The 23,413-nt window shown below is 69.0% G+C and carries 19 protein-coding genes; 10 read left to right on the top strand and 9 right to left on the bottom strand.

The window, feature by feature from the left end; translation table 11 throughout:
* Window positions 1-79 precede the first annotated feature (79 nt).
* The 6 genes from OWM54_RS05875 to OWM54_RS05900 all read right to left on the bottom strand — a co-directional run bounded on the left by OWM54_RS05875 (window position 80) and on the right by OWM54_RS05900 (window position 3,282).
* Window positions 80-631: an ATP-dependent helicase HrpB gene (locus tag OWM54_RS05875; RefSeq protein WP_223746590.1), complete on the bottom strand. Its 552-nt coding sequence runs from the start codon at window positions 629-631 to the stop codon at window positions 80-82.
* On the bottom strand, window positions 513-1,349 hold the full coding sequence (locus tag OWM54_RS05880; RefSeq protein WP_223746589.1) for a sigma-70 family RNA polymerase sigma factor: 837 nt from the start codon (window positions 1,347-1,349) through the stop codon (window positions 513-515). Before OWM54_RS05880 ends, OWM54_RS05875 begins: the two co-directional genes overlap by 119 nt.
* A gap of 7 nt (window positions 1,350-1,356) precedes the next feature.
* A complete protein-coding gene (locus OWM54_RS05885; protein WP_223746588.1) occupies window positions 1,357-1,749 on the bottom strand; it encodes a hypothetical protein in 393 nt (130 codons plus the stop codon).
* A gap of 19 nt (window positions 1,750-1,768) precedes the next feature.
* Window positions 1,769-2,203: a tetratricopeptide repeat protein gene (locus OWM54_RS05890; protein ID WP_046712699.1), complete on the bottom strand. Its 435-nt coding sequence runs from the start codon at window positions 2,201-2,203 to the stop codon at window positions 1,769-1,771.
* Window positions 2,204-2,295: 92 nt separating this feature from the next.
* Complete coding sequence (locus tag OWM54_RS05895; protein WP_223746587.1) at window positions 2,296-2,865, bottom strand: hypothetical protein; 570 nt, start codon at window positions 2,863-2,865, stop codon at window positions 2,296-2,298.
* A 135-nt stretch (window positions 2,866-3,000) separates the two neighbouring features.
* Complete coding sequence (locus OWM54_RS05900; RefSeq protein ID WP_046712697.1) at window positions 3,001-3,282, bottom strand: hypothetical protein; 282 nt, start codon at window positions 3,280-3,282, stop codon at window positions 3,001-3,003.
* A 275-nt stretch (window positions 3,283-3,557) separates the two neighbouring features.
* Here OWM54_RS05900 and OWM54_RS05905 point away from each other — a divergent pair, with 275 nt between their 5' ends.
* From OWM54_RS05905 to OWM54_RS05940, 8 genes are all read left to right on the top strand, one after another.
* Window positions 3,558-4,190: a hypothetical protein gene (locus tag OWM54_RS05905; protein WP_223783104.1), complete on the top strand. Its 633-nt coding sequence runs from the start codon at window positions 3,558-3,560 to the stop codon at window positions 4,188-4,190.
* 235 nt (window positions 4,191-4,425) lie between these two features.
* Complete coding sequence (locus OWM54_RS05910) at window positions 4,426-4,926, top strand: GbsR/MarR family transcriptional regulator (RefSeq protein ID WP_223746585.1); 501 nt, start codon at window positions 4,426-4,428, stop codon at window positions 4,924-4,926.
* The gene (locus OWM54_RS05915) at window positions 4,923-5,672 is read left to right on the top strand and encodes an ABC transporter ATP-binding protein (protein WP_141330673.1); all 750 of its coding nucleotides are present in this window, start codon (window positions 4,923-4,925) and stop codon (window positions 5,670-5,672) included. The genes OWM54_RS05910 and OWM54_RS05915 overlap by 4 nt, the downstream gene beginning before the upstream one ends.
* 1 nt (window position 5,673) lies before the next feature.
* Window positions 5,674-7,782 (top strand): ABC transporter permease, encoded by a 2,109-nt coding sequence (locus tag OWM54_RS05920; protein WP_223746584.1) that lies wholly within the window; start codon window positions 5,674-5,676, stop codon window positions 7,780-7,782.
* A gap of 3 nt (window positions 7,783-7,785) precedes the next feature.
* Entirely contained in the window at window positions 7,786-9,087 is a 1,302-nt protein-coding gene (locus OWM54_RS05925) for an ABC transporter permease (RefSeq protein WP_223746583.1), read from the top strand.
* Window positions 9,088-9,092: 5 nt separating this feature from the next.
* Window positions 9,093-9,875, top strand: a complete 783-nt coding sequence (locus OWM54_RS05930; RefSeq protein WP_141330679.1) for an outer membrane lipoprotein-sorting protein — start codon at window positions 9,093-9,095, stop codon at window positions 9,873-9,875.
* The gene (locus OWM54_RS05935) at window positions 9,872-11,515 is read left to right on the top strand and encodes a hypothetical protein (RefSeq protein ID WP_223746582.1); all 1,644 of its coding nucleotides are present in this window, start codon (window positions 9,872-9,874) and stop codon (window positions 11,513-11,515) included. Before OWM54_RS05930 ends, OWM54_RS05935 begins: the two co-directional genes overlap by 4 nt.
* A 165-nt stretch (window positions 11,516-11,680) precedes the next feature.
* Window positions 11,681-13,102 (top strand): hypothetical protein, encoded by a 1,422-nt coding sequence (locus OWM54_RS05940; protein WP_267696856.1) that lies wholly within the window; start codon window positions 11,681-11,683, stop codon window positions 13,100-13,102.
* A gap of 71 nt (window positions 13,103-13,173) precedes the next feature.
* On the opposite strand, the gene OWM54_RS05945 is transcribed toward OWM54_RS05940, so the two are convergent.
* The gene (locus OWM54_RS05945) at window positions 13,174-14,625 is read right to left on the bottom strand and encodes an LVIVD repeat-containing protein (RefSeq protein ID WP_267696857.1); all 1,452 of its coding nucleotides are present in this window, start codon (window positions 14,623-14,625) and stop codon (window positions 13,174-13,176) included.
* Window positions 14,626-14,813: 188 nt separating this feature from the next.
* Here OWM54_RS05945 and OWM54_RS05950 point away from each other — a divergent pair, with 188 nt between their 5' ends.
* Window positions 14,814-18,365, top strand: coding sequence for a tolB protein precursor protein (locus OWM54_RS05950; RefSeq protein WP_267696858.1), 3,552 nt, complete (start codon window positions 14,814-14,816; stop codon window positions 18,363-18,365).
* A gap of 51 nt (window positions 18,366-18,416) precedes the next feature.
* Here the strand turns inward: OWM54_RS05950 and OWM54_RS05955 are convergent, their stop codons facing one another.
* Window positions 18,417-18,884, bottom strand: a complete 468-nt coding sequence (locus OWM54_RS05955) for a YgaP family membrane protein (protein ID WP_223746578.1) — start codon at window positions 18,882-18,884, stop codon at window positions 18,417-18,419.
* A 340-nt stretch (window positions 18,885-19,224) separates the two neighbouring features.
* Here OWM54_RS05955 and OWM54_RS05960 point away from each other — a divergent pair, with 340 nt between their 5' ends.
* Window positions 19,225-21,015, top strand: coding sequence for a CotH kinase family protein (locus OWM54_RS05960; protein ID WP_223746577.1), 1,791 nt, complete (start codon window positions 19,225-19,227; stop codon window positions 21,013-21,015).
* Between the two features lie 24 nt (window positions 21,016-21,039).
* Here OWM54_RS05960 and pbpC read toward each other — a convergent pair whose 3' ends face one another.
* Window positions 21,040-23,412 (bottom strand): penicillin-binding protein 1C, encoded by a 2,373-nt coding sequence (gene pbpC / locus OWM54_RS05965; protein ID WP_267696859.1) that lies wholly within the window; start codon window positions 23,410-23,412, stop codon window positions 21,040-21,042.
* Window position 23,413 lies beyond the last annotated feature (1 nt).

Genomic DNA, 23,413 nt, shown 5'->3' on the forward strand with positions numbered 1-23,413 from the left:
TCGGAAAACGCGGAAGGGCGCCCCCTCCAACCAGGAGGAGCCGCCCTTCGTCAAGCGCCACCAAGGACGGTGGACGGACTCAGACCTGCGTCTTGACGACGTCCTTGAGACCGGTGGTCGCCTTCTCCACCACCTTGCTCGTCAGGTCCAGCTGCTGGGTGTACTGATACATGGACGCCTGCAGGGAGAGCAGCTCCGCGTTGGAGAACTGCTTGCCGCTGGCGGCCTGGGAGATGATCTTCTCCAGGTTGCCCTGGCCCTTCTCCAGGTCACCGAGCACCTGCTCCATCATGTCGGTGGCCTTGGCCGTCTTGCCGGTCTCCGTCTTCGCGGCGACGGGCTCGGCCGCCTTCGCGGACACGGGCTGGGCGGCATTGGCGTTGACCTTGTTCAGGCCCGCCTTCTCCGTCTTGTTGACCGTCTCCACCTGACGGACCATGTCCGTCTTCTGCGTCGCCTGGGCCTTGTTCACGCCCTGCGCGGCGTCCACCTGACCGGCGCCCTGCGCCTTGTCAGCGAGAACTCCGTCGAACTTCGACGCGCCCTGCTTCGTCGTCTGCTGAGCGCCCTGATCCTGCAGCTTTTGCTGCGCCACCTGCGCCGCGGAGATGCCCGCCATCGGACCCGCCATGTGACAGCCTCCTTGCATCCGTCGAGGTCGGAGGAAGTTCCTCCTCCTCGTTCAAGAGTTCCTTGAGCCGGTCGATGGCGCGCGCATGAAGCCGAGACGCCCAACTCTTCGACTGCCCGATTTCCGCCCCCGCCTCTTCCAGCGTCCTGCCCTGGAAGTAGTACCCCTGAAGGAGCTTTCGCTCCTTCTCCGGGAGCTTCTCGATCGCCGCCCGCACCCGCGTCTTCAGCTGCTCCTGCTCCAGCCGGATGTCCACCGGCAGGGACTCGTCGGTGTAGCCCGCGCTGTCCGCACCCTCGAGGCTGGAGGCGAACACCATCGCCAGCCCCTGCACCGCATCCGAGATGTCACTGACATCATCGTCGAATGAGCTGCCGCGGTTGCTTGAGCCCGACTCGCGGTCCGACAAATTCCCCAAATAGGCCGCCGCCCGCTCCCCGACATACGCCGTCCGGGCGTCCGAGCCCCGCAGGACGCCCATCTTCCGAAGACCGTCGAAGATGGCGCCCTTGATGCGGTAGTGGGCGAAGGTGAGGAAGTTGGCGCCCACCTTCGGGTCGAAGCGCTCGGCGGCCTCCAGCAGGCCTATCTGTCCGTACGCCACCAGCTCGTCCAGCTCCAGCTGGGCGTTGAACTGCTTGCGCACGGTCGCCGCGAGGGACCGAACGTAGGGGCCGTACTTCGTGAGGATGGCCTGTCTGTCGTCGCCCAGTGGCAAGCGCTGCTCACTCGGCCTTGGACCACAGCCGCTCGAGAACCTGGTTCAGCCGCGGGTCATCCTGCAGTGCGTCCGCAATCTTCGTGGTGAGGGAGGAGGACTTCATGCGCAGCTTCTCCTTCAGGACCTCGGCGACCAACGCCCGGGTCGCCTCTTCCTTGCTCTTGAAGCCCCCGTTCTTCAGCCCGCGGGCAATCGCCATCGCCTGCGCGGCGACCGGATCCGCGGCCTGGGGGCCCTGGACGTTGCTGGAGCCTACCAGACCGGAGACTCCGACGAGAGACTCGGCCTTGTCCACCCGGGCGCCGAAAGCCCCACCCGCGGGCGCCGCGGACGACGGCCCCTTCGCGCCACCGGCGCGCCCCTTCCCTCCACCGCGTCCAACGCCACCGACAGCCATGGGTGAACCTCCCCTGCCCCTACTTCTTCGCGGGAGGCAGGACTCCCGCATCCTTCGCCTGGAGGAGCGCCTGCGCAAGACGCGCCCCGTCACCTTCCGGCTCCAGGTCGATGGCCGCCTTGAGCTCCTTGAGCGCCTCCGGCACCTTGCCCAGGAACAGGAGCGCCTCGCCCACATGCGCGCGCGGCAGCGACGCCTGCGGGGCCAGCCGCTGCGCGGAGCGGTAGGCCTGGAGCGCCTTGTCGTGACGGCCCTGCGCGAACTCCACGGCGCCCAGCCCCAGCTGCGGCACCTCGCTCTTGGGCATCAGCGCCGCGGCCCCGGCGAAGATCTCCTTCGCCTTGTCGAACTGTCCCATGTCCAGCCACAGGTAGCCGGCCTCCAGCAACACCATGGCCTGCTGGCGCCCCAGGGGGACCAGGCTGTTCGAGATCTCCGAGACGCTCTCCGCCATGGACTTCGCTCTTCCTTTCCGCGCCCGGCCAGGAGGGAAGCGGCGCCGCTCCCCTCCCCGCCGTGCTTCGGCCCGACCCAGGCCCTACGGGCCTAGCGGACGTTGCTGATGGAGTTCTTGATGCAATCGTGCCGCGACTTCATCACGTTGGAAATCGCCGTGAACGTCTGCGACTCCTGCTGGATGGCCGCCTGCAGGTTGAGCAGCTTGGAGTTCTCCGCCGCCATCTGGTTCAGGGAGAAGTTGCCGCCCACGGTGTCCGACGTGCTGGTGCCCAGCGCGCCCGTGCCCGGACCGGCCACGCCGCCGCCGATGCCACCGGCCACGCCGCTGATGCCCACCGCCGCGCCGCCCACGGAGGCGCCGCCCACGACACCGCCGCCGCCCGCGCCCACCGCGGTGCTCATCACGCCGGCGTAGGGGCCAGCGCCCGAGCCGCTCGTGTTGGACAGCGTGTGCACGGAGGAGACCGCCGCGGAGACGATCTGCCCGCCAGGAATCATGCCGGCCACCGCGCCGACGCCCGTGCCCACCGCGCCCGCCGCGCTGTTCAGCCCGTTGTGGAGCCGAGCGCCGAAGCCCGTCTCAGGGGTCTGGCGCGCCGTCGTGACGTGGGTGGAGAGCCGGATGCTGGGGCCCTGCATGCTGTTGATGTTCGCCATTTCATCCTCCAGGCGCTGCGAGAAGAAGAAGACAGAGCTCCCGGATGATCCAGTGCTCTTTCTCCCATTATCGTCCCGGCGCTCCGCCAGTTGCCTGCCCGGAGCCAAAAACCGTGACGAACGGGTAAAAGCCCGTCATTTCCGACCCTTGGCTCCCTTGGCCTCGGCGATCAGCCGCTCGCGGGTGTCCACCAGCAGCTCCAGCAGCTGCTCGGCGTGGGCCAGCGCGACCTGGGCCTTCTTGCCCACCTCCACCTTGGGGCCCTTGAGGCCGGCCAGGCCCTCCTTCACCGGGGCGAACAGCGCCCGGACGTCCTCCGCGGGGGTCGCCTCGAGCAGCGACTCGATTGCGGGGTACGACGGCGCCGGCAGCTCCTGCGGCGGGGGGGCGGACGACGGCTTGGCGGACGGGGGCATCGCGGAGGGGGTCTCCTGTCGGGCCCACGGCACCAGGGCCGCGGGACGCTTGCCACCCGGACGCTAGGGGAAAAGCGGCCCCTGCTTCAAGCCGCCTCCCATCCTGCCCCGTGGGATTGGCTGGCCCCAGGCCCACCGGCAGGGGAGGAACCGGGCACGCGCCAGCCTTGCTCCCCCAGCCCTGTCCCCTTCCACATCCGCACCTAGCTTTTGGAACAGCGGGGGATGACGCACCACACAACGCCCCCCGTCGCACTCACACAGGAGACTCTCCCATGAAGAAGCTGATCGGGATTTTCGCGGCGCTGGCGCTGGTCGGTTCCGGAACGGCCCTGGCGGGCGACGACAAGAACAAGCCCCAGACGGACACCTCGGCGCAGGGCGGCTCGGGCACCTCAGGTAGCACCAGCATGCCCCAGGACAGCACGATGCAGCCCGGCAGCTCCGTGGGCGGCTCGGGCTCCACCATGGGCTCCAGCGCCATGGGCCAGAAGGAGCTGAGCGGCAAGGTGGTGAAGACCGAGAGCAGCAAGGTCTTCGTGCAGGACGCGCAGGGCGCGGTGGTGCCGCTCGACATCGACAAGAGCACCATGTTCACCGACCCGACCCTGAAGAAGGCCAAGGACCTCAAGGAGGGCCAGGAGATCCGCGCCAGCTTCGAGGTGAAGGAGACCAAGAACATGGCCAAGAGCATCTCGCTGTCGGGCACCGGCGGCGCGGGCACGGACGTCATGACGCCGGACTCCTCCATCAACCAGGGCACGCCGCCGCAGGACAACGGCACCCTGGACCCCGGCGGCACCCTGGATGAGCCCGGCACCGGCGGCTCCGGCATGGACTCCAGCAAGAACCGGGACATGGGTGGCGACACCAGCGGTGACAAGAGCACCAGCCCCGACACGTACTAGCGCCCCCGGGCACACGCCCGCATGACGCCCTCTTCCCAGAGGGAATCCCAGGCCCACGGCCCCACCTGGCCGTGGGCCTTCGCTTCACCCGCCCCACCTGACGCCTCGGGGCGGTCCATTCACTTCATTCAGTATTGACTGAATGGTCTGAACGAACTAGATGCCGGGCGCCACCCTGGGCCCCGGCGGAAGCGCGTCGCGCGCGGCCCCCACGCGGGTGGGACGGAGGCCGTGCATGAAGGAGCTGGGCGTCGCGGAGCAGCGCTTCATCGAATCGATGGGGCTGTACTTCGAGCGACAGGGCGGCACGCGCATCGGCGGGCGCATCCACGCGCTGCTGATGCTGACGGACGAACCTTTGTCGCTGCAGCAGCTCGCGCGCGTGCTCAAGGTGAGCGCGGCCTCCGTGTCCACCAACATCCGCGCCAGCATGGCGATTGGACTGGTGGAGCCCGTCAGCGTGCCGGGAGACCGGCAGCACTACTACGTCGTCAACAGCAATGGCTGGGAGAGCCGGCTTCGCACCGCCGAGGACAGCGTCAAGGCGTTCGTCCGCGTGTGCCAGGAGGCCCTCTCCGTGCCGCAGCTCGCGAACAAGCACCACCTGCGCGAGGCGGCGGACTTCTGTGACTTCTACCTGGCCGAGATGGCCGGTATCGCCGAGCGGTGGCGAGCCTCGCGCGCCGCCCGCCCCACACCCCGCACTTCCAAGGCTTCGAAAGGACGCACCGCATGAATGGCGCTGTCGCGCAGTCTCCCATCGTCTCCATCACCCAGGTGACCAAGGACTACACCCTGGGCAAGGTGGTGGTCCCCGCGTTGAGGGGCGTGGACCTGCTGGTGCACCCCGGGGAGTTCATCTCCATCGCCGGCCCGTCCGGCAGCGGCAAGACGACGCTGCTCAACCTCATCGGCTGCGTGGACACCGCGACCTCGGGCGTGGTGAGCGTCGCGGGTCAGGACACCAAGCAGTTGAGTGAGCGTCAGCTCACGCACCTGCGCCTGCACACCATCGGCTTCATCTTCCAGTCGTTCAACCTGGTGTCGGTGCTCAGCGTCTTCCAGAACGTGGAGTTCCCGCTGCTCCTGCAGCGCAAGCTGGACAAGAACCAGCGCAAGGAGCGGGTGATGCAGCTGCTCGAGCAGGTGGGCCTGGCCGACCATGCGAAGCACCGCCCCAACGAGCTGTCCGGCGGCCAGCGTCAGCGCGTGGCGGTGGCGCGCGCGCTCGTCACCCGGCCGCAGCTGGTGCTCGCGGACGAGCCCACGGCGAACCTGGACTCGGTGACGGGCCAGCACATCATCGACCTGATGAAGGAGCTCAACCAGAAGGAGGGCACCACCTTCATCTTCTCCACGCACGACGCCAAGGTGATGAACCACGCGAACGCGGTGGTGCGCCTGGCGGACGGGAAGATCCTCGACCGGCTCACCCCCGCCGAGGCGAAGCGGGCCATGGCCGCGGGCGCGGAGGGGCACTGACATGGGGCAGCTCCGGTTGCTGTTGCAGGTGGCGTTGCGCAACCTGTTCACCAGCAAGATCAACATCCTCATCGGCGGCATCATCTTCTTCGGCACCCTGCTGGTGGTCGTGGGCGGCGCGCTGCTCGACAGCATGGACAGCGCGATGAGCCGCAGCATCATCGGCAGCGTCGCGGGCCACATCCAGGTCTACTCGGATGACTCCAAGGACGAGCTGAGCCTGTACGGCGGCATGAGCGGCGAGCCGGACCTGGCGGTGGTGGACGACTTCAGCCGCATCAAGCCGGTGCTGGAGAAGCACCCCAACGTGAAGACGGTGGTGCCCATGGGCACCAGCGGCGCGCTCATCACCTCCGGCAACACGGTGGACCTGACGCTCGCGCGGCTGCGCGACCTGTACAAGAAGCGCCAGACGGAGGGTGAGTCCCCTGCCCTTCGCGAGAACATCGACAGCGTGAAGGGCCACGTGCGGCAGATGGTGGCGCTGATGGAGGAGCAGCGGGCCAAGAGCCGCGAGCTGCTCACAGAGGCCGCCCAGGACCCCGTGGAGGTGGAGGCGCTGGCGCGCGCCCGCACCGACGCGTTCTGGAGCGCCTTCGAGGAGGACCCGTTCGGCTCGCTCGAGTTCCTGGAGAACCGCATCGCCCCGCAGCTGCCGGACGGCGACCTGCTGGACTTCCGCTACGTGGGAACGGACCTGGACGCGTTCCAGAAGTCGTTCGACCGCATGGAGGTCGTGGACGGACAGGCGGTGCCCGCGGGCAAGCGCGGCATGCTGATGTCCAAGTTCTATTACGAGAACTTCCTCAAGCTGAAGTCCGCGCTGCGCCTGGACAACATCAAGCAGGAGCGGGACGTCAACCAGAAGCGCATCGACACCGACCCGACCCTTCAGCGCTGGGTGAAGGAGAACCAGACCCAGACGCGGGAAATCCTCTTCCAGCTGGACCCGGTGAAGACGCGCCAGGCGGTGGAGCGGCTGCAGAAGGTGCTCGGCAGCCAGGAGCCATCGCTGGAGAAGCTCCTGTCGGAGTTCTTCACCACCACCGACGACAACTTCGACACGCGCTACCAGCAGTTCTACGCGGAGCTGGCGCCGCTGCTGGATTTGTACCGGCTGCGCATGGGGGACTCGCTCACCATCACCGCCTTCACGCGCACCGGCTACGTGCAGAGCATCAACGTGAAGGTCTACGGCACCTACCAGTTCAAGGGCCTGGAGAAGTCCTTCATGGCGGGCGCCATCAACCTGATGGACCTGATGACCTTCCGCGACCTCTACGGCTACCTGAGCCCGGAGCGCAAGGCGGAGATCACCGAGCTGCAGAAGGGCAGCGGCCTGAAGGAGCTGGACCGGGGCAGCGCGGAGGAGGCGCTCTTCGGCGAGGACAGCGGCAACACGCTGGTGGCGGACGCCACGCCCGGGCTCATCGAGGAGTCCAAGGTGTTCGAGGGCGGGCTGGGCGCGCTGGCCCGAGAGGACCTGGTGGCGCGCGTCTACTCGCAGCAGGAGATCGAACAGGGCGAGGCGCTCAGCGCGGCGGTCATCCTGAAGGACCCGGAGCAGCTGGACCGGACGATGGAGGAGCTGCGCGAGTCGACCCAGGCCGCGGGGCTCAAGCTGCGCGTGGTGTCCTGGCAGCAGGCCGCGGGCATCATCGGCCAGTTCGTGCTGATGGCGAAGCTGGTGCTGTACTTCGCGGTGTTCATCATCTTCGTGGTGGCGCTGGTCATCATCAACAACGCGATGATGATGGCGACGCTGCAGCGGGTGCGCGAGGTGGGGACGATGCGGGCCATCGGCGCGCAGCGCTCCTTCGTCTTGAGCATGGTGCTCATCGAGACGGTGCTGCTCGGGGCGGTGTTCGGCCTGGGCGGGGCGCTGGTGGGCAGCGGCATCATGAGCGCGCTGGGCAGCGCGGGCATCCCCGCCGGCAACGAGGCGCTGTACTTCTTCTTCTCCGGTCCCCGCCTCTACCCGACGTTGAGCGCCGGCAACCTCGTCGCGGCGTTCGTCATCGTCCTGTTGGTCTCCGCCATCTCCACCCTCTACCCCGCGTTCCTCGCGACGCGCGTCTCGCCCCTCCAGGCGATGCAGACGGACGAGTGACCCATGTTCCAGCTCTTCCTCATCGCATTCCGAAACCTCGGCACCCACCGGCGGCGCACGCTGCTGCTCGGCGGGGCCATCGCGGGTGTCACCGCGCTGCTCGTCATCCTCATGGGCCTGTCCACGGGCATGAAGGAGACGCTGCTGCGCTCGGCCACCATCCTGTCCACCGGCCACGTCAACGTGGGCGGCTTCTACAAGGTCACCGCCGGCCAGGCCGCGCCCGTGGTGACGTCCTACCCGAAGGTCATGGAGCTGGTCCGGAAGGAGATTCCGGAGCTCGACTACGCCGTCCAGCGCGGGCGCGGCTGGGCGAAGATCGTCAGCGAGAAGAGTTCCATGCAGGTGGGCATCGGCGGCGTCGACGTGAAGAACGAGCCAGGCCTCCACAAGGTCCTCCAGATTCGCGAGGGCTCGCTCGACGGGCTGTCGGAGTCCGGCACGGCGCTGCTGTTCGAGAAGCAGGCCAAGCGGCTGGAGGTGAAGGTGGGCGACACCATCACCATCTCCGCGCCCACCATGCGCGGCACCAACAACACGGTGGACGTGCGCGTGGCGGCCATCGCCGGTGACATGGGCATGATGAGCGACTTCAACATCTACGTCGAAGCCTCCACCCTGCGCTCGCTCTACCAACTGCGCGAGGACACCACCGGCGCGCTCTACCTGTACCTGAAGGACGTCTCGCAGGTGCCGCAGGTCCAGGCGCGGCTGCGCGAGGTGCTGGCCAAGGCCGGCTTCACCGTGATGGACAACGACCCGCGCGCGTTCTGGTTCAAGTTCGACGTCGTCAACCGCGAGGCGTGGACGGGCCAGAAGCTGGACATCACCAACTGGGAGGACGAGCTGTCCTTCATCACCTGGACGCTCACGGCGCTCAACGGGCTGACGGGCGTGCTCATCTTCGTGCTGCTGGTCATCATCGGCGTGGGCATCATGAACACGCTGTGGATCGCCATCCGCGAGCGCACCCGCGAGATTGGCACGCTGCGCGCGATTGGCATGCAGAGGACGCGCGTGGTGGCGATGTTCCTCTTCGAGGCGATGACGCTCGGGGCGCTGGGCACGCTGGTGGGGGCGCTGCTGGGCCTCGCGGTGTGCCTGGGCGTGACGGCCGCGAACGTGAGCGTCCCCGAGGTGGTGGCGATGTTCATCATGTCCGAGCGGCTGAACCTGGTGGTGGACGCGGGCGCGGTGGTGGGCGCCATGGTGTTCATCACGACCTGCACCACGCTCATCTCGTTGATTCCCTCCTTCCTCGCCGCGCGGCTCAAGCCGGTGACGGCGATGCACCACATCGGGTGATTTCCATGAGCCTCAAGAGCCTGCTGTCCGCCGCGGTCGTCACCGCGGCCCTGCTGTCCGCGCCCGTGGCCCTGGCCCTGGAGCCGGCCGTCATGACGCAGATGCTGGCGACCATCGACGATCGCCAGCGCAATGGTGGCGACTACAAGGCGCTCATCTATCTGGAGCAGAAGGAGAAGGACAAGACGGACAACGTGCGCGAGGCGTTCGTGTACCGACGCGACGCGGACGACAAGCTGATGATCCTCTTCAGCAAGCCCAAGACGGAGGCCGGCAAGGGCTACCTCCGCATGGACAAGAACCTCTGGAGCTACGACCCCAACGTGGGCAAGTGGGAGCGTCGCACGGAGCGCGAACGCATCGCCGGCACCGACAGCCGCCGCGCCGACTTCGACGAGTCCCGCCTGGCCGAGGAGTTCGACCCGACGTACGAGGGCGAGGCCAAGCTGGGCAAGTACACCGCGCACAAGCTGTCGCTCAAGGTGAAGCCCAACGTCGACGTGGCCTACCCCGTCGTGAAGCTGTGGGTGGACAAGGACTCCACCAACATCCTCAAGCGCGAGGAGTACGCGCTGTCCGGCCGGCTGATGCGCACCGCGCTCTACCCGCGCTGGAAGAAGATCTTCAGCGAGTCCAAGGGCGCCGACGTCTGGTTCCCCGAGGAGATCCGCATCTACGACGAGGTGGAGAAGGCCAACTCCACCATCATCCTCATCAAGTCGGTGGACCTGCGCTCGCTGGAGGCCAACCTCTTCACCAAGGCCTGGCTCGAGAGCAAGAGCCGATGAGCCCCCGCGCCCTCACCCTGGCCACGGCGCTGTCCGTGGCCCTCGTTGCTCCCGCCGCGCTGGGCCAGTCGGCGCAGCGGGACGACGATGCCTTGTTCGGCGGAGGGGACGACCCGCCCGCGCGAGCGGACCCGTCCTCGACGCCTCCCTCGGAGGCTCCGTCATCGGAGCGTCCGAGCGAGGATGCCCTGTTCGGCGGGGACTCGGAGCCCTCGGCGGACGCGGATGCCAGCAACACGGGCGACGCGACGGAGCGACAGCGTCCGCTGACGGAGGCGCCGCCGGAGCCTGGAGACCGGGACTCACGCTCGCTTTCGGGGCCGGCGACGCGCAGCGCGTTCGACTCCGAGGAGGCGGTGGATGATCCGCTGAAGATTGGCGGACAGTTCTACCTGCGCGGCTTCGCGGCCGCGACGCAGGGCACGTCCTTCGGCGATACGGCGTTCTCCGCGCCCACGCTGGTGGACGGGTACTTCGACGCGCGGCCCATGGACCGCCTGCGGGGCTTCGTGGTGGGCCGGTTGAGCTACGACCCCACCGTGTCCACGCAGTCGGGGACCGCGGGCGCCCTGGCGAATCCTCGCGTCCTCCTGGACCAGGCGTGGCTGCGCTTCGACATCGAGCGGACGGTGTTCCTCACCGTCGGCAAGCAGCACGTGAAGTGGGGCACGGGGCAGATCTGGAACCCCACCGACTTCCTGTCCCCGCAGCGGCGCAACCCGCTGGCCTTCGTCGACCTGCGCACCGGTGTGTCGATGCTGAAGGTCCATGTCCCCTGGGAGGCTCGGGGCTGGAACTTCTATGCGCTCGCGGTGATGGATGACCTGGGCACCGACACGGGCGTGCTCACGGACAACACCGGCGGCGTGCCTCGCGCGGGGGTGTCCGAGCCCGTCAACAGCCTGAGCCGCATCGGTGGCGCGCTGCGCGCCGAGGTGGTGCTGGGGCCCGCGGAGGTGGGCTTGAGCACGGTGGCCCAGCGGGGGCGCAAGCCCCGCTTCGGACTGGATGTGTCCTCCGCGCTGGGGCCCATCGATGTGTATGGCGAGGTGGCGCTGAAGAAGAGCACGGAGCAGCCGCTGTACCGCGTTCCTCCGGGGACCACGGCGGAGGATGTGCTCGCCAATCCCGACATCGTCGAGGCCTACTTCCCCTCGGGTCTCACGCCCCAGGTGACGACTGGCGCGAACTACAGCTTCGCGTACGGTGAGAATGACATCGCCGTGTTGGGCGTGGAGTATTTCTACAACTCGACGGGCTACACGAGCTCGTTCGGCTATCCGTTCCTGCTCTTCAAGCAGGCCTTCCAGCCGCTGTACACGGGGCGCCACTACGGCTCCGCGTACCTCTTCCTGGACCGCCCCGGCTCGCTCGAGCGGACGTCGTTCAACCTGTTCACGTTGAGCAACCTCTCGGACAAGTCGTACATCAGCCGGCTCAACGTCACCCACCGCGCGCTGAGCTATCTGACGGTGGAGGCGTACGGCGCGGTCCACTACGGCCACAAGGGTGGCGAGTTCCGCTTCGGCGGGTTCACGCTTCCTGGTGCGCCGGCGGGCGAAGGCGAGCCGCCCAATCCGCCGATCACCATCAACTACCCCACCTTCGAGCTGGGCGCGGGCCTGCGCATCAGCATCTGAGGCGGTGGTCAGCGGAGGGATTCGAGGGGCCGTGTTCCCGAGTGGGGACACGGCCCTTCGACTTCTCCCAGCGGGCGGCGGGGTGGTCGCACGTCGGGCATGCGAGCGAGGGGAAAGCGGGCCGCCGAGGTGCCGGAGAATTCGAGCAGTGAACACTCTGGCGACATGAACCTGTGGATCGCCCTCGCCGCGGGGTTGAGCGTCGCTCAGGGACAGAGCCAGACGCCCTACCCCTCTCCCATGGACCCGAACGTCCGCGACCCGGCCGCGGAGGCCCTGCGCGACGCGAACGAGCAGGCCGCCGAGGAGGCGGATGGCGCGTGGCTCCCCCCGAACTACGTCATCCAGCAGCCCACCGCGGACGGGACGACGCCGTACAGCGGCTATGTGGTGACGCCCGCCCTCCCCGATGGGACGGCACCGGCGACGCCGAGCGAGATCGCCGTCGACGAGACCTATCAGACCTATGTGCCCATCCCCGCGCAGGTGCAGGAGGGCACGGGCGGGAGCGGTGCGGAGCAGACGGAGAGCGCCGGTTCGACCGTGTCCGATACGGACCTGGGCGTCGGCGGTTCGGGTGATGTCGGCGATGAAGGGGGCGATGCTCGGGTGAATCAACCCGGAGGCTCGAATACGTCCGCGCTCTCACAGCCCGCCCCCGCTCCGCTGGGCGGACAGGATGTGACTGGCGCCTCGGGGAACTACGGCGCCGAGGCTCCGCAAGGCTCGGATGTAAGTGGACAGGTCGACGGTACGGGTGGCTCGGGTACGACGCCTCAGACCTCTGTTCCGAACGACCAGAGCGGCATCGGTGGCTCGGGCACGACGCCTCAGCCCTCGACGCAATCGGGCACGGGCGGCTCAGGCGCGCAGCCCGAGCCTCAAGACTCGCTGGGCGGCTTCGGTCCCACCGAGGCCGAGCAAGGCGGTGGCCAGGGCACCACGGGCACGTCGCCCGTCTCCCCGAACGGCACCGGTGGCTCGGGCTCGAACACCGTGCCTCAATCCACCGACACGCAGGGCACCTCCGTGCCGCAGAACAACAACGCCCCCTCCGGACAACAGCAGACCTCCGCGACCTCGAATCCCCCCGCTTCGAACGACACGGAGGTCGCGCAGTTGCGCGCCCGACTCGACGAGCTCGAGGAAGAGCTCCGGGCTCGCGACGACCAGATTGAACAGAACGCCGTCGCCACCCAGCAGCAGGTCGACACGTTCGGCGAGCGCGCCGTCGAGACCGAGCAATCACGCCAGCAGCGGCTCTCCGCGCTCCAGAGCGCCGGCGAATGGATGATGGCCGCCGACGCCGCCATCCAGCAGGGCGCGGATGACGTCGACGATGCCCTGGACATCGCCGACAGCGCCTTCGCGGAGATTCGCCAGAGCGCCGCTGCGTTCGGTCAGGGCAACGTCATCGTCCATGCGGACCGTGCCCGAGCGCTGCTCAACCTCGCTCGTGACGCGGCGGGACGCAGCGACGGATACGCCGCGCGGCTCGCGCTCCAGGAGGCCGGCATCGAGCTCAACCTCGCACGCGGCGCCAGCCTCGGCAGGAGCGGAACGGGCAACTCGCTGCTGTCGCCCTAGACTCCCACACAGCACCACGACCGCGTGAGGCGCCTCCAGCATGAGGCGCCTCACCGGAAGTCACGCCAGACTCAGGGCGCCGGCGTCTCGCGGAAGATGAGCAGACCCCGCGACGACTCCGTCGTGTAGATGTACCCGTCACCCGGGACCGCGATGGCGTTGAGCCCCTCGAAGAACGACAGGCCACGGCCCGCGTCCGTCTCGCGGTAGGTGTTGAAGTACGCCACCTGCCGAGGAACGCCGGGGTTGCTCACGTCCACCACCCGCAGACCGTCCTGGTAGTGCGCGACGTAGAGCTTCGTCCCCGACAGCGCCATCGCGCGCACGGAGACCTCCGGGCGGACCCGGAACTCCCCCACCTGGAGCGTGCTCGCCGGATTGGACACGTCCAGCACGCTGACGAACGACCCCCAGTCCTCACCACCCGAGAACACCAACGGACGCTCATTCACCGAGCCCACCGCCAACGAGCGGGACGAGATGCCTCCGAAGCGGCCCAGCAGCTTCGGCGCCGAGGGCGTCGTGATGTCCGACACCGTGACGCCGAACGTCCAGTTGCTCACGTAGAGCCGGTTCCCCACCGACACCACGTCGAAAGGCACCTCCCCGCTCAAAGGCTCGGCGCCCTCGATGAAGTAGCGCCTCAGCAGCTTCGGCTGCAGCGGCGTCGTCACGTCGAAGACCAACACCTCGCCGTTGGGCGCGGGCGACGCGGCGAACAGCAGGTTGCCGTTCAGCGCCAGGGAGCCCACCTCCACCGACGGGTCCGTCAACGAGCGCAGCACCACCGGCTTCTCCGGGTCCGCCACGTCGTAGATGACCAGGCCGCTCTTCTGGCTGGCCACGTACGCCAGCGTGCCGTGCACCACCAGGTCGTTGTAGACATCACTCGACGGCTTGGGGCCCGACAGCTTCCGGGTCTCCGACGGGACGCTCACGTCGTAGATGGCGAAGCCATCCTTGCCGAGCGTGACGTAGGCGCGGCCGCCCACCACCGTCAGCTCCTTGGGGACCAGTTCCTCTCCCAGGTGGATCTCGCGCACCAGCTCCACCCCGGAGCCCTCGACCTCGTCCGCCTTGCGCTGCAGGCGCGCCGCCTCGAACGTGCCCTGCAGGTCCAGCTCTCCGTCCACGCAACGACGGAAGGTGCCCTTCATGCGGCTGGGCGAGCTCGCCTCACAGCCGGCGAAGGCGTAGCGCACCGTGCGCTCGAACGGGTCGACCACGTCCGCGGCCAGGTAGTACGAGTCCTCCGTGTGCTGCTGCTCCGTCACGGTGAAGCCCAGCACCTTCGCGCCGTCCGCACCCGACAGACGCAGCGCGCCCGCCGAACCCGAGCCATCGTTCAGTTCGACATTGACGTTCCACACGCCCGCGGGTTGCAGGGCCGCGAGGCTTGAACGCTGACAGGACGACAGGTTGATGGCGGCAAGGTGACACTCCGCCTTGTTCTTGGAGTCCCCGTCCTTGCCGCAACCCAGGGCAAGGACCAGCGTGCTGCTCAGTACGAAGAGGCGTCTCATGACCCGTATGCATACCGGGCCATGCCACACAACGAAAGCCCCTCCCTCACTCTCCCCAAGGGATGCGGGACGCCCACCGTCGGGCAAGTAAACGGAAAGAAATAAACGAGGCCCTTGTATAGGCTCACTCCTGAGAGCGAGCCTCCCAGGAAGCCCTGTCTCGCCAGTACCCCACCCATGAGGTGTTCGTGAACCCCCGTCTCCTCGCTGCCGCCGCGCTGGCCCTGCTCCTGCCGGAGCTGGCGCTGGCCCAGGTCTTCGTCGTGCCTCGCCGCCCGGGCAAGACGCCGGTGAACAGCTACGAGTTCGAGTGGCGGCACGTCGACATCCTCGTCGGCCCCCAGGCCACGGGCGAAGAGGCCAGGCCTCCGGACAGGACGGCGCATGACCAGCCCCCTGGAGTCCAGGGTGGCGCCAACCCGGACGCCCCCACCGCCAACGCGGAGGCCGGAGACACGAAATCCCCGCCCTCCGGCGCGGCCGCGCCCACCGAGCCGTCCACCACGCTGTCGCCCAGCCCCGCACCCGAGCTCGTCCAGACCGAGGATGCCGGCCCCCCGCCCCCTCCGGGCGCTGTCGCCTCCAACGAGGACGGCGGCACGCCCCTGAGCACCGCCGCGCTCGGCGCCCCCGACGGAGGCATCGCGCTGGGCGACCCCGACGGAGGCCCCGCGCTGGGCGCGCCCGCGTTGGGAGGCCCCGCGCTGGGCGGCTCACCGGATGGAGGCTTCAACTACACCTACGCCAGGTCGCTGGGGGCGAAGGCCGGCGGGGTGCGCTTCTACTTCTACGAGCGTGAGCGCATCGTCGCCGAGCGCGCCGCGCCGCTCATCGAGGAGGCCTACCGCTACCTGGTGGACACGTTCCAGTACGTCCCCACGGAGACCTTCCCGTACATCCTCTACAGCAGCTACCAGGAGTTCCTGCAGACCAACCTCTTCCCGCTGTCCGAGGGTACCCTGGGTGTCACCAGCACCGAGGGTGACCTGAAGCTCACCCTGCCGTACCTGGGTGACCACCGGCTCTTCGAGGAGGTCAGCACGCACGAGCTCGCGCACCAGTTCACCATCCAGAAGGTGCGCACCGTGACGGAGCAGGCGAAGGTGTTCGGCGAGCCGCTCCAGGCCATCCCCCTGTGGTTCATCGAAGGCCTCGCGGAGTTCTACGCCAAGCGGGGCATGGACCCCGAGGCGGAGATGCTGGTCCGGGACCTGCTCGTGAACCCGGACCTCTACAAGGGCTACGCGTTCCTCGACTTCTTCTCCCCCGGGCCCTACGGCTACCTGTGGATCTACAAGGTCGGCCAGGTGCGCGTGGCCTTCCTCGAGGAGGAGTACGGCAAGGGCTTCATCCAGCGCGTGCTGGAGGAGTCGCCCCGGCTGGTGGGCGGCGCCAAGGACACGCCGTCGCTGAAGTTCGAGGAGCTGCTGGAGCGGCTGACGGGCGATGACCCGAAGCGGCTGTCGGCGCGGTTCGAGAACTGGCTGAAGCGGCGCGCGTACAAGACGTACCTGGGCTCGGAGCAGTCCGCGCCCGCGTTGGACCTGCTCGACAAGGCGCCCGGCTACATCACCGCGTTCACCAGCTCCCCGGACGGCTCGGTGCTGGCCATGCGCACCATCGTCCCGGAGACGGGCGAGAGCCGGCTGTACATGATGGACCCGCGCGCGCCGGACAAGAACGTGCGGGTGGCCAGCGACGGCATGCCGGGCGTGGAGTCGCTGCACCCCATCTCCGGCCGCAACTTCGCGCTGTCGAAGGACAAGCTGGCGTTCGTCGCGGAGATCACCGGGCGCGACGTCATCTACGTGCAGGACTACAAGCACACCGTGGAGAAGCGCTCCCAGGACGTGCTGGTGCGCCGCAACCCCATCCGCACCGGCATCGACCGGGAGGTGGGCACGTCGGTGAACCTGGAGCTGGGGGACCGCAAGACGTACCGCATCGACAAGCACGGGCTGCTCGCCGCGTACTCGCCGGCCATCTCCCCGGACGGCCGCTGGGTGGCCTTCATCGGCATCCAGGACGAGGGCCTGCGCGACGTGTACGTCATCGACCTGAACGCCAGCCCCGACGCCAAGCCGCTGCGGCTCACCGACGACGTGTTCTCCGAGCGCCAGGTGACGTGGGGCCCCGCGGGCATCGTCTTCACGTCGGATGCGACGTCTCACCGCAAGTTCAACCTCTTCCGCGTGAAGGTGGACGCGCCCCGCCAGGTGGAGCGGCTGACGAGCGAGGACCGCGACCACGCGGACCCGGTGGCGCTGGCGGACGGGCGCGTGTTCTTCACCGCCTTCAACAACAGCAGCTCCGACCTGCACGAGCTGATGGCGGACGGCCGCATCGTGCGGCGCACGGACCTGACCACGGGCGTGTTCGAGCCGGGTCCCGGCCCCGAGGGCAGCCTGTGGATGCTCTTCCACGTCTCCGGTGAGCGCAAGCCCGCGGTGCTCCGGCCGCCGCGCATGCTCGCGCTCGACGTGCCGCCCGAGCCGCCGCCCGAGCCGCCCAACCCGCTCGCGGTGCGCCCGCTCACGGACGCCACGCCCTACCGGCCCTTCGCCCGACAGAACCTGGAGTTCGGCCCCATCTTCGGCTTCGCGGGCGCGGGCGGCGGCGGCTTCGTCGGTCAGCTCTTCGCCGCGGCGAGCGACCGCATGCGGGACCACCAGTTCATCCTGACGCTGGCGGTGTACGGCAGCTTCGACCTCACCGACGGCTACATGCTCTACATCAACGACGAGCGCCGCACGACGTGGGGCGGCGGCCTCTTCCAGTCGCTGCGCTTCCGCGTGGACCAGACGTTCGACGACCTGCCCGTCTTCTTCACGTCGGCGGAGCGCTACTTCGGCGCGCTCGGCAGCCTGCGCTACCCGCTGAGCACCTTCCTGTTCATCCAGGGTGACCTGAGCGTGGGTGGCACCAAGTACTTCCTCGACGACGACACGGAGTTCCGCCTCTTCTTCCCGGACCGCAACGAGGCCAACCGGGAGCTCTTGTCGCTGTGGAACCAGAAGAACGGCTCCATCCGCTTCCAGACAGAGCTGAGCGGGCAGATCGGCTACGACAGCCTCAAGTACCACTACGCCACGGGCCCGCTGTCGGGCAGCTCCGCGCTGCTCGAGACGACGGTGGGCGTGCAGCCGTTCAACTCCGAGGCCTACGGCAACGTGCGCGTCGACGCCGAGCGCTACTTCCCCATCTACGGCCGCACGCACCTGTTCCTGCGCGGTGGCGCGGGCACCACGCTGGGCGGACGCTACGCGCGCTCCTACTTCCTGTCCTCGTTCGACACCCTGCGCGGCGTGAACTTCGGCGACGAGCGGTGGCTGTTGGGCCGCAACTTCGTCTACTCCACGCTGGAGCTGCAGCTGCCGCTCAACGACATCATCCGGGTGGCCTTCCTCAACGACCTGGAGGCGGTGGCTGGCGTCGACGTGGGCGGCGTGGGCAACAGCTCACGGGACTTGTGGGACCACCGCGTGCTGGACGCCGCCATCGGCTTCAACGTGTCGCTGGGGCCGCTCTTGATGCGCCTGCACTTCGCCCGTCCGCTCGACATCAACGCGGCCGCGGGCAAGCCGGACTCGGGCTGGGTGACGAACTTCTCGCTGGGCATCGCCGGCCTCAACGGCTTCTTCGACACGGCCGACACGGGCGCCAAGAACGGCGCGCCGCAGCCGTCCTCGCCCGCGCTGATGCCGGCGCTGGGTGGCGGCTACACCTCGCCCCGGCACTGAGAATCATCCAGGCCCCCGCTCGCGTGCTTTCGTGAGCGGGGGCAGGACAGGTCAGGACTGCGCGGCCACCAGCGCCGCGTTGGCGCGGGCCATGGGGCCGCCGTCATTGGGGATGCGCTCGAAGTCACCGCGCAGCGCCTTGATGGCGAACTTCTCCAGATCAATCTCCCGGCGCGTGCGGATGCCCAGGGCGCGCAAGGGAGCGGACAGGGGACCGAAGCCCAGGACCCCATGCTGGAGGAGCACGCCGGCGGCCACCGCGCTGAGCCACCGCCAGCCGCCGCCGTCCCGCCTGCCCAGCAGGAGGCCCAGCGCGCCGGCCACGGCGGTGCCCACCATGACGGCGCGGTTGAGGTCCCACTCGCGCTCCAGCGTCTGGAGGTAGCGGCTCATCTCCGGGCGGTCGGCGTGGGTCGCCATGTGCCGCACGCACGCCTCCACGTGCTCGTCGATACGACGGTTCACCATCAGCGGCGTGTGGCTGCGGGCGGAATCAGACGACTGGTTCCAGGTCTCCATCGCGTCTCCCTGTCGCGGCGCTCCCCTCTTCTCGATGAAGCTAGGGGCGCCACGGCGCGTCGGGAACAGCGACGGGTGGGAAGAGAAGTGGCTTCCCTGACTGCCTGCCTGCCCCGCCAGAGGGCCCGCTTCCGGGGGGGCCGCTCCCGCTCCGCCCCAGGAGACGACGCGCGGCGCGACGGGTCCTCTGCCCTCCAGGGTGGGGCGATTGACCGGACCAGGATGGGAAATCCCTTTCATCGACTTCCCACCCCATGGCCCCAAGGCGCAGTGGATTCGTCCACTACCGGGCAGCGCACCTTGGCCTCCATGAGGCACGCGCCTTGCTCAACCCCAGTCGATGACTCGCTCACGACTCTTGCTCTGTCTTCCATTGATGTGGATGTGGGCTTGTGGTTCCGAGGCCCCGTCTCCGCCGACGCAGGCGCCACCCGTCATCGAGGACCCGACACCGTCGAATCCGACGCCCGTGGACCCGACGCCGAATCCGACGCCCGAGGACCCGGGGCCGGTGGACCCGCCGCCGCCTCCTCCTCCACCACCGCCACCTCCGACGCCCGAGGCCCAGCGGCCCTACGTCATGCCGAAGCTGCAGACGAGCGTGCCCGAGTACGAGCTCATCATCCCTCCGGAGGCGATGAAGAAGTTCGCCGAGGACGTGTGGACGCCCGAGCAGGACGCCGTCTTCAAGGCCAAGGGGATGACGTACCCGGTGAAGGTGCGGCTGCGCGGCGCGTCCGCGCGGTTCTTCGACAAGAAGAGCTGGAACGTGAGCTTCGCGGACGGCACCCGCTTCGAGGGTCGCACGTCGCTCAACCTGGTGGCCGAGTTCGCCGACGCGTCCCTGCTGGCAGAGAAGATGGCCTTCGACCTGCTGGAGGCGATGCGCGTGCCCGCGTCCAAGGCGACGTACGTGCTCCTGACGGTCAACGGCAAGAACGAGGGCGTGTTCCTGGAAATCGAGCAGGTGAACAAGGCCTTCCTCAAGGCCCACGCCTTCGCGGATGACGACGCGACCATCTACCGATGCGGGTGGAAGGACTGCGAGATGAAGACGTGGAAGGTGCCCTACCAGGGCAACTGGACGAAGAAGACGAACGAGCGGCAGCCCGACGACGCGCTCGTCGCGATGATGGACGTCATCAACCACTCGCCGGAGCCCGAGTTCGCCGAGAGGCTGGGCAAGCATCTCCAGTTGGAGCACTACCTGCGCTCCATGGTGATGGACGCGCTGATGTCCAACAACTTCGTCGAGGACTCGGAGAGCTACTTCATCTACGACCGGGCCGTGGCGAAGTGGTCCTATGTGCCGTGGGACCTCAACAACGTGGACGCGCGCTGGTGGTACCTGAACCCGGTGCCCGACATGGCCACGAGCACCAACAGCATGCGCCACCCGCTGTTCAACTTCACGCTGTCCGACGCGTGGACGGAGAAGATGTACCTGCAGCGCAAGAACGAGTCGCAGTCCTACCCGGGCTACCTGCCCGTGTTCTCCAACCTGGCCACGCGCGTGCTGATGAACCCGGAGCTGCGCGGGCGGCTGGACGAGCGGCTGGAGAAGGCGCTGGACGAGCTGTTCAAGCCCGAGGTGCTCAACCCGTACATCGACGCGGTGCACGCGCTCATCGACTCGCACATGCGGACGGCCCCGTACATCGACTACGCGCGCTTCCACGCCAGCCGCGACTACATGAAGCGCTACGTCCGGGAGCGCCGGGCCTTCGTGGAGAAGGACTGGGCGCGGCTCAAGGCGCAGCGCTCGACGCTGGTGTTCGACGCGTTCGACCCGGTGGAGGGCTGGGTGGACGTGGCCAACCACGGCACCACGGCCGTGTCGCTCCAGGGCATGGTGCTGACCACCAACCTGCGGGTGAGCCTGGCGCAGAGCGACCATGCGCCCACGCAGGTGCGCGCGCCCATGGGCGCGGTGCTCCCGGCGCTCACCGTGGCCCCGGGCGCGAAGGTGCGGCTGAAGGCGTCCGAGCTGGGCATCCAGCTGCCCCCCAAGGGCGAGCTGGGCCTGTTCGACGGCAAGTCCGTGGTGGGCGTGAAGGACTTCCTCTTCTACGGCGCGCTGCCCTCGGGCCAGCAGTACCAGCGCGGCGAGGCGGGCTGGGAGGCCCGCTGAGAGCAGCGCCCTCGCGGCCGGGGCCTACCGCCGCTCGCGGACGACGAGCGTGCGGCGGGCGGTGAGGCCCCGGTCATCGGTGACGAGGATTTCGTGCGAGCCCACCGACGGCGTCCACCAGACCCGCTCGTCCGCGCGCGCCGAGCCGAGCAGCGCGCCGTCCACGAACCAGGTGAGCGCGCGCTCGTGCGAGGCCTCCGCCTCCAGCGGCACCTCCTGCTGGTTGGCGGGCACGCCCGGAATCAGCAGCGCGACGTGGCCGGGGGCCGGTGAGACGATGGAGGGCGCCGCCCGGGCGCCGCCGGGCTCACACCCCGGAGCGGGCGCGGGGGGCTCGGGCAGCCGGCGGTGCTGCTCCTCCAGCCAGCGGCGAATCGTCGCCGGCCACGTGACGAAGACACGCGACTCCGTCTTGCGCCCCGCGCTGCACGTGGGGCCCACGGACAGGCCCGTGGCCACGTCCACCTCCACGCGCTGGTGATACGGACACACCGCGGTGGGCACGGCCGAGCGGCGCGCGTGGACGTGCTTGCGCTGGGTGCACGCCTCCGTCGGCAGGTGCCCCGAGTACGCGCAGACCTCCACCCGCATCAGGTCCTCCGGCACCACCGTGTCGTCCTCGGGCAGCGAGCGGCCCCGGGGCCCCACGCCCTCGAGGATGTCGAACAGCACCGGGCCCGCCGCGTCCGCGCCCACCAGGTGCACGCTCGGCGCGTGGTTGAAGTTGCCCAGCCACACGACGGCGGTGTGCCGGGGGCCGGAGCCCGCGGCCCACGCGTCGCGGTGGCCGAAACTCGTGCCCGTCTTCCAGTGCACCCGCGCGGGCAGGCCCGTCAGCCGCCGCCGCTCCGGGAAGTCCGGCCGGTCCCTCAGCGCCAGCGCCTTGCGCGTCAGCCACGCGGCGCCTGGGGACATGACCTCCACCGGAGCCTCCGGCGGCTGGCCCTCTTCCAGGAGACGCAGCGGACGGGCGCGGCCATCTCCCGCGATGGCCACGTAGAGCCCGGCGACCTCCAGGGGCGTCAGCTCGATGCCACCCACGGCCGCGGACAGGCCATAGTGGCCCGGGTCCGGCACCAGGCTGGTGACACCCGAGGTCCTCAGCGCCGACAGGAAGCGCTCCACGCCCACGCGCTCGAGCAGCCGCACGAAGGGCATGTTGAGGGACTGGGACAGCGCGTACTCCAGGCGCACGAGCCCCAGGAAGCGGCCGTCGAAGTTGCGCGGCGCATAGCCGCCGTACGTCGTGGGGATGTCCGCCACGAGCTGCTCGGGGCCGGTGAGGCCCTGGTCGATGCCCATGGCGTACAGCAGCGGCTTGAGCGCCGAGCCCGGCGAGCGCGGCGTGGCGAAGCCGACAATCTGCCCGCCGTGCTCCGCGTCGAAGAAGTCGAAGTTGCCCACCAGCGCGAGCACCGCGCCCTGCTCCCGCTCCACCACCACCGCCGTGCCGTTGTGGATGCCCTTGGCCTTCAGCTCCCGGGCCGCGTCGCGCATCACCCGCTCCACCAGGCGCTGCGTGCCCCCATCCAGCGTGGTGGACAGCCGCGTCTGGCCGGGGCGCTGGGCCCTGAGCCACACGGCCACGTGGGGTGCCTCGCGAGGGAAGGCCTTGAGCCCGCCCGGCACGTCCGAGGCGCGCACGTCGGCGAGCACCTGCTCGGCGGGCACCCTCGCCTCCTCCGGTCCACGCGGAAGGGCCTCCGCCTCCAGCAGCCTGCGGGCCACGTCGTCGCGCGCAGCGCGCAGCCGCTCGCGGTTCTCCGGCGTGGGGAAGCGGCGGTTGGGGTTCTGCGGCACCGCCAGCAGCGTGGCGATTTCGGCCGGGCTCAGGTGCGCCGCGGTGTGGCCGAAGTACGCCAGGGCCGCGGCCTCCACGCCCTCCACGTTGCGCCCGTAGGGGACGAACTGGAGATAGGCCGCGAGCACCTCCTGCTTCGTCAGGCGCAGCTCCAGCTGCACCGCTCGCAGGGACTCCACGAGCTTCGAGGTGAAGGTGCGCGGCCGGGGCTCCAGCATGCGCACCAGCTGCATCGTCAGCGTGGAGGCTCCCGACACCCGGCGCCCCCGCGCCACGTTGAGCGCGGCGGCGCGCGCCACGGCGAGCGGGTCCACGCCGGGGTGTGAGTAGAAGCGCTTGTCCTCCAGCGCGAACAACGCCCGGAGGTAGGCCGGGTCGATGCGCTCGACGGGCGCGGCGATGCGCCAGCGCTCGTCGGGCGCGAGGAAGACGTGGGCCGGGGTGCCGTCGCGGTACTCCATCACCACCGAGGGTGGTGCGGAGAGCCGAGACGGCAGCGGCACGGACCATGCCGCCGCCACTCCCACCGCCGCGAGGAGCAAGAGCCCCGCGGCGGTCCAGAGGAGCTTCTTCAGGAGTGGACGGACGCGGCGCATG

Source organism: Myxococcus sp. MISCRS1, from assembly GCF_026626605.1.
In the GTDB taxonomy this organism is placed as follows: Bacteria; Myxococcota; Myxococcia; order Myxococcales; family Myxococcaceae; genus Myxococcus; species Myxococcus fulvus.

Coding starts and splice junctions, on each gene's coding strand:
- OWM54_RS05895 (WP_223746587.1), bottom strand. CDS start 2,865: ATGGCGAACATCAACAGCATGCAGGGCCCCAGCATCCGGCTCTCCACC.
- OWM54_RS05890 (WP_046712699.1), bottom strand. CDS start 2,203: ATGGCGGAGAGCGTCTCGGAGATCTCGAACAGCCTGGTCCCCCTGGGG.
- OWM54_RS05885 (WP_223746588.1), bottom strand. CDS start 1,749: ATGGCTGTCGGTGGCGTTGGACGCGGTGGAGGGAAGGGGCGCGCCGGT.
- OWM54_RS05925 (WP_223746583.1), top strand. CDS start 7,786: ATGTTCCAGCTCTTCCTCATCGCATTCCGAAACCTCGGCACCCACCGG.
- pbpC (WP_267696859.1), bottom strand. CDS start 23,412: ATGCGCCGCGTCCGTCCACTCCTGAAGAAGCTCCTCTGGACCGCCGCG.
- OWM54_RS05910 (WP_223746585.1), top strand. CDS start 4,426: ATGAAGGAGCTGGGCGTCGCGGAGCAGCGCTTCATCGAATCGATGGGG.
- OWM54_RS05875 (WP_223746590.1), bottom strand. CDS start 631: ATGGCGGGTCCGATGGCGGGCATCTCCGCGGCGCAGGTGGCGCAGCAA.
- OWM54_RS05920 (WP_223746584.1), top strand. CDS start 5,674: ATGGGGCAGCTCCGGTTGCTGTTGCAGGTGGCGTTGCGCAACCTGTTC.
- OWM54_RS05945 (WP_267696857.1), bottom strand. CDS start 14,625: ATGAGACGCCTCTTCGTACTGAGCAGCACGCTGGTCCTTGCCCTGGGT.
- OWM54_RS05905 (WP_223783104.1), top strand. CDS start 3,558: ATGAAGAAGCTGATCGGGATTTTCGCGGCGCTGGCGCTGGTCGGTTCC.
- OWM54_RS05960 (WP_223746577.1), top strand. CDS start 19,225: ATGACTCGCTCACGACTCTTGCTCTGTCTTCCATTGATGTGGATGTGG.
- OWM54_RS05955 (WP_223746578.1), bottom strand. CDS start 18,884: ATGGAGACCTGGAACCAGTCGTCTGATTCCGCCCGCAGCCACACGCCG.
- OWM54_RS05915 (WP_141330673.1), top strand. CDS start 4,923: ATGAATGGCGCTGTCGCGCAGTCTCCCATCGTCTCCATCACCCAGGTG.
- OWM54_RS05900 (WP_046712697.1), bottom strand. CDS start 3,282: ATGCCCCCGTCCGCCAAGCCGTCGTCCGCCCCCCCGCCGCAGGAGCTG.
- OWM54_RS05940 (WP_267696856.1), top strand. CDS start 11,681: ATGAACCTGTGGATCGCCCTCGCCGCGGGGTTGAGCGTCGCTCAGGGA.
- OWM54_RS05935 (WP_223746582.1), top strand. CDS start 9,872: ATGAGCCCCCGCGCCCTCACCCTGGCCACGGCGCTGTCCGTGGCCCTC.
- OWM54_RS05930 (WP_141330679.1), top strand. CDS start 9,093: ATGAGCCTCAAGAGCCTGCTGTCCGCCGCGGTCGTCACCGCGGCCCTG.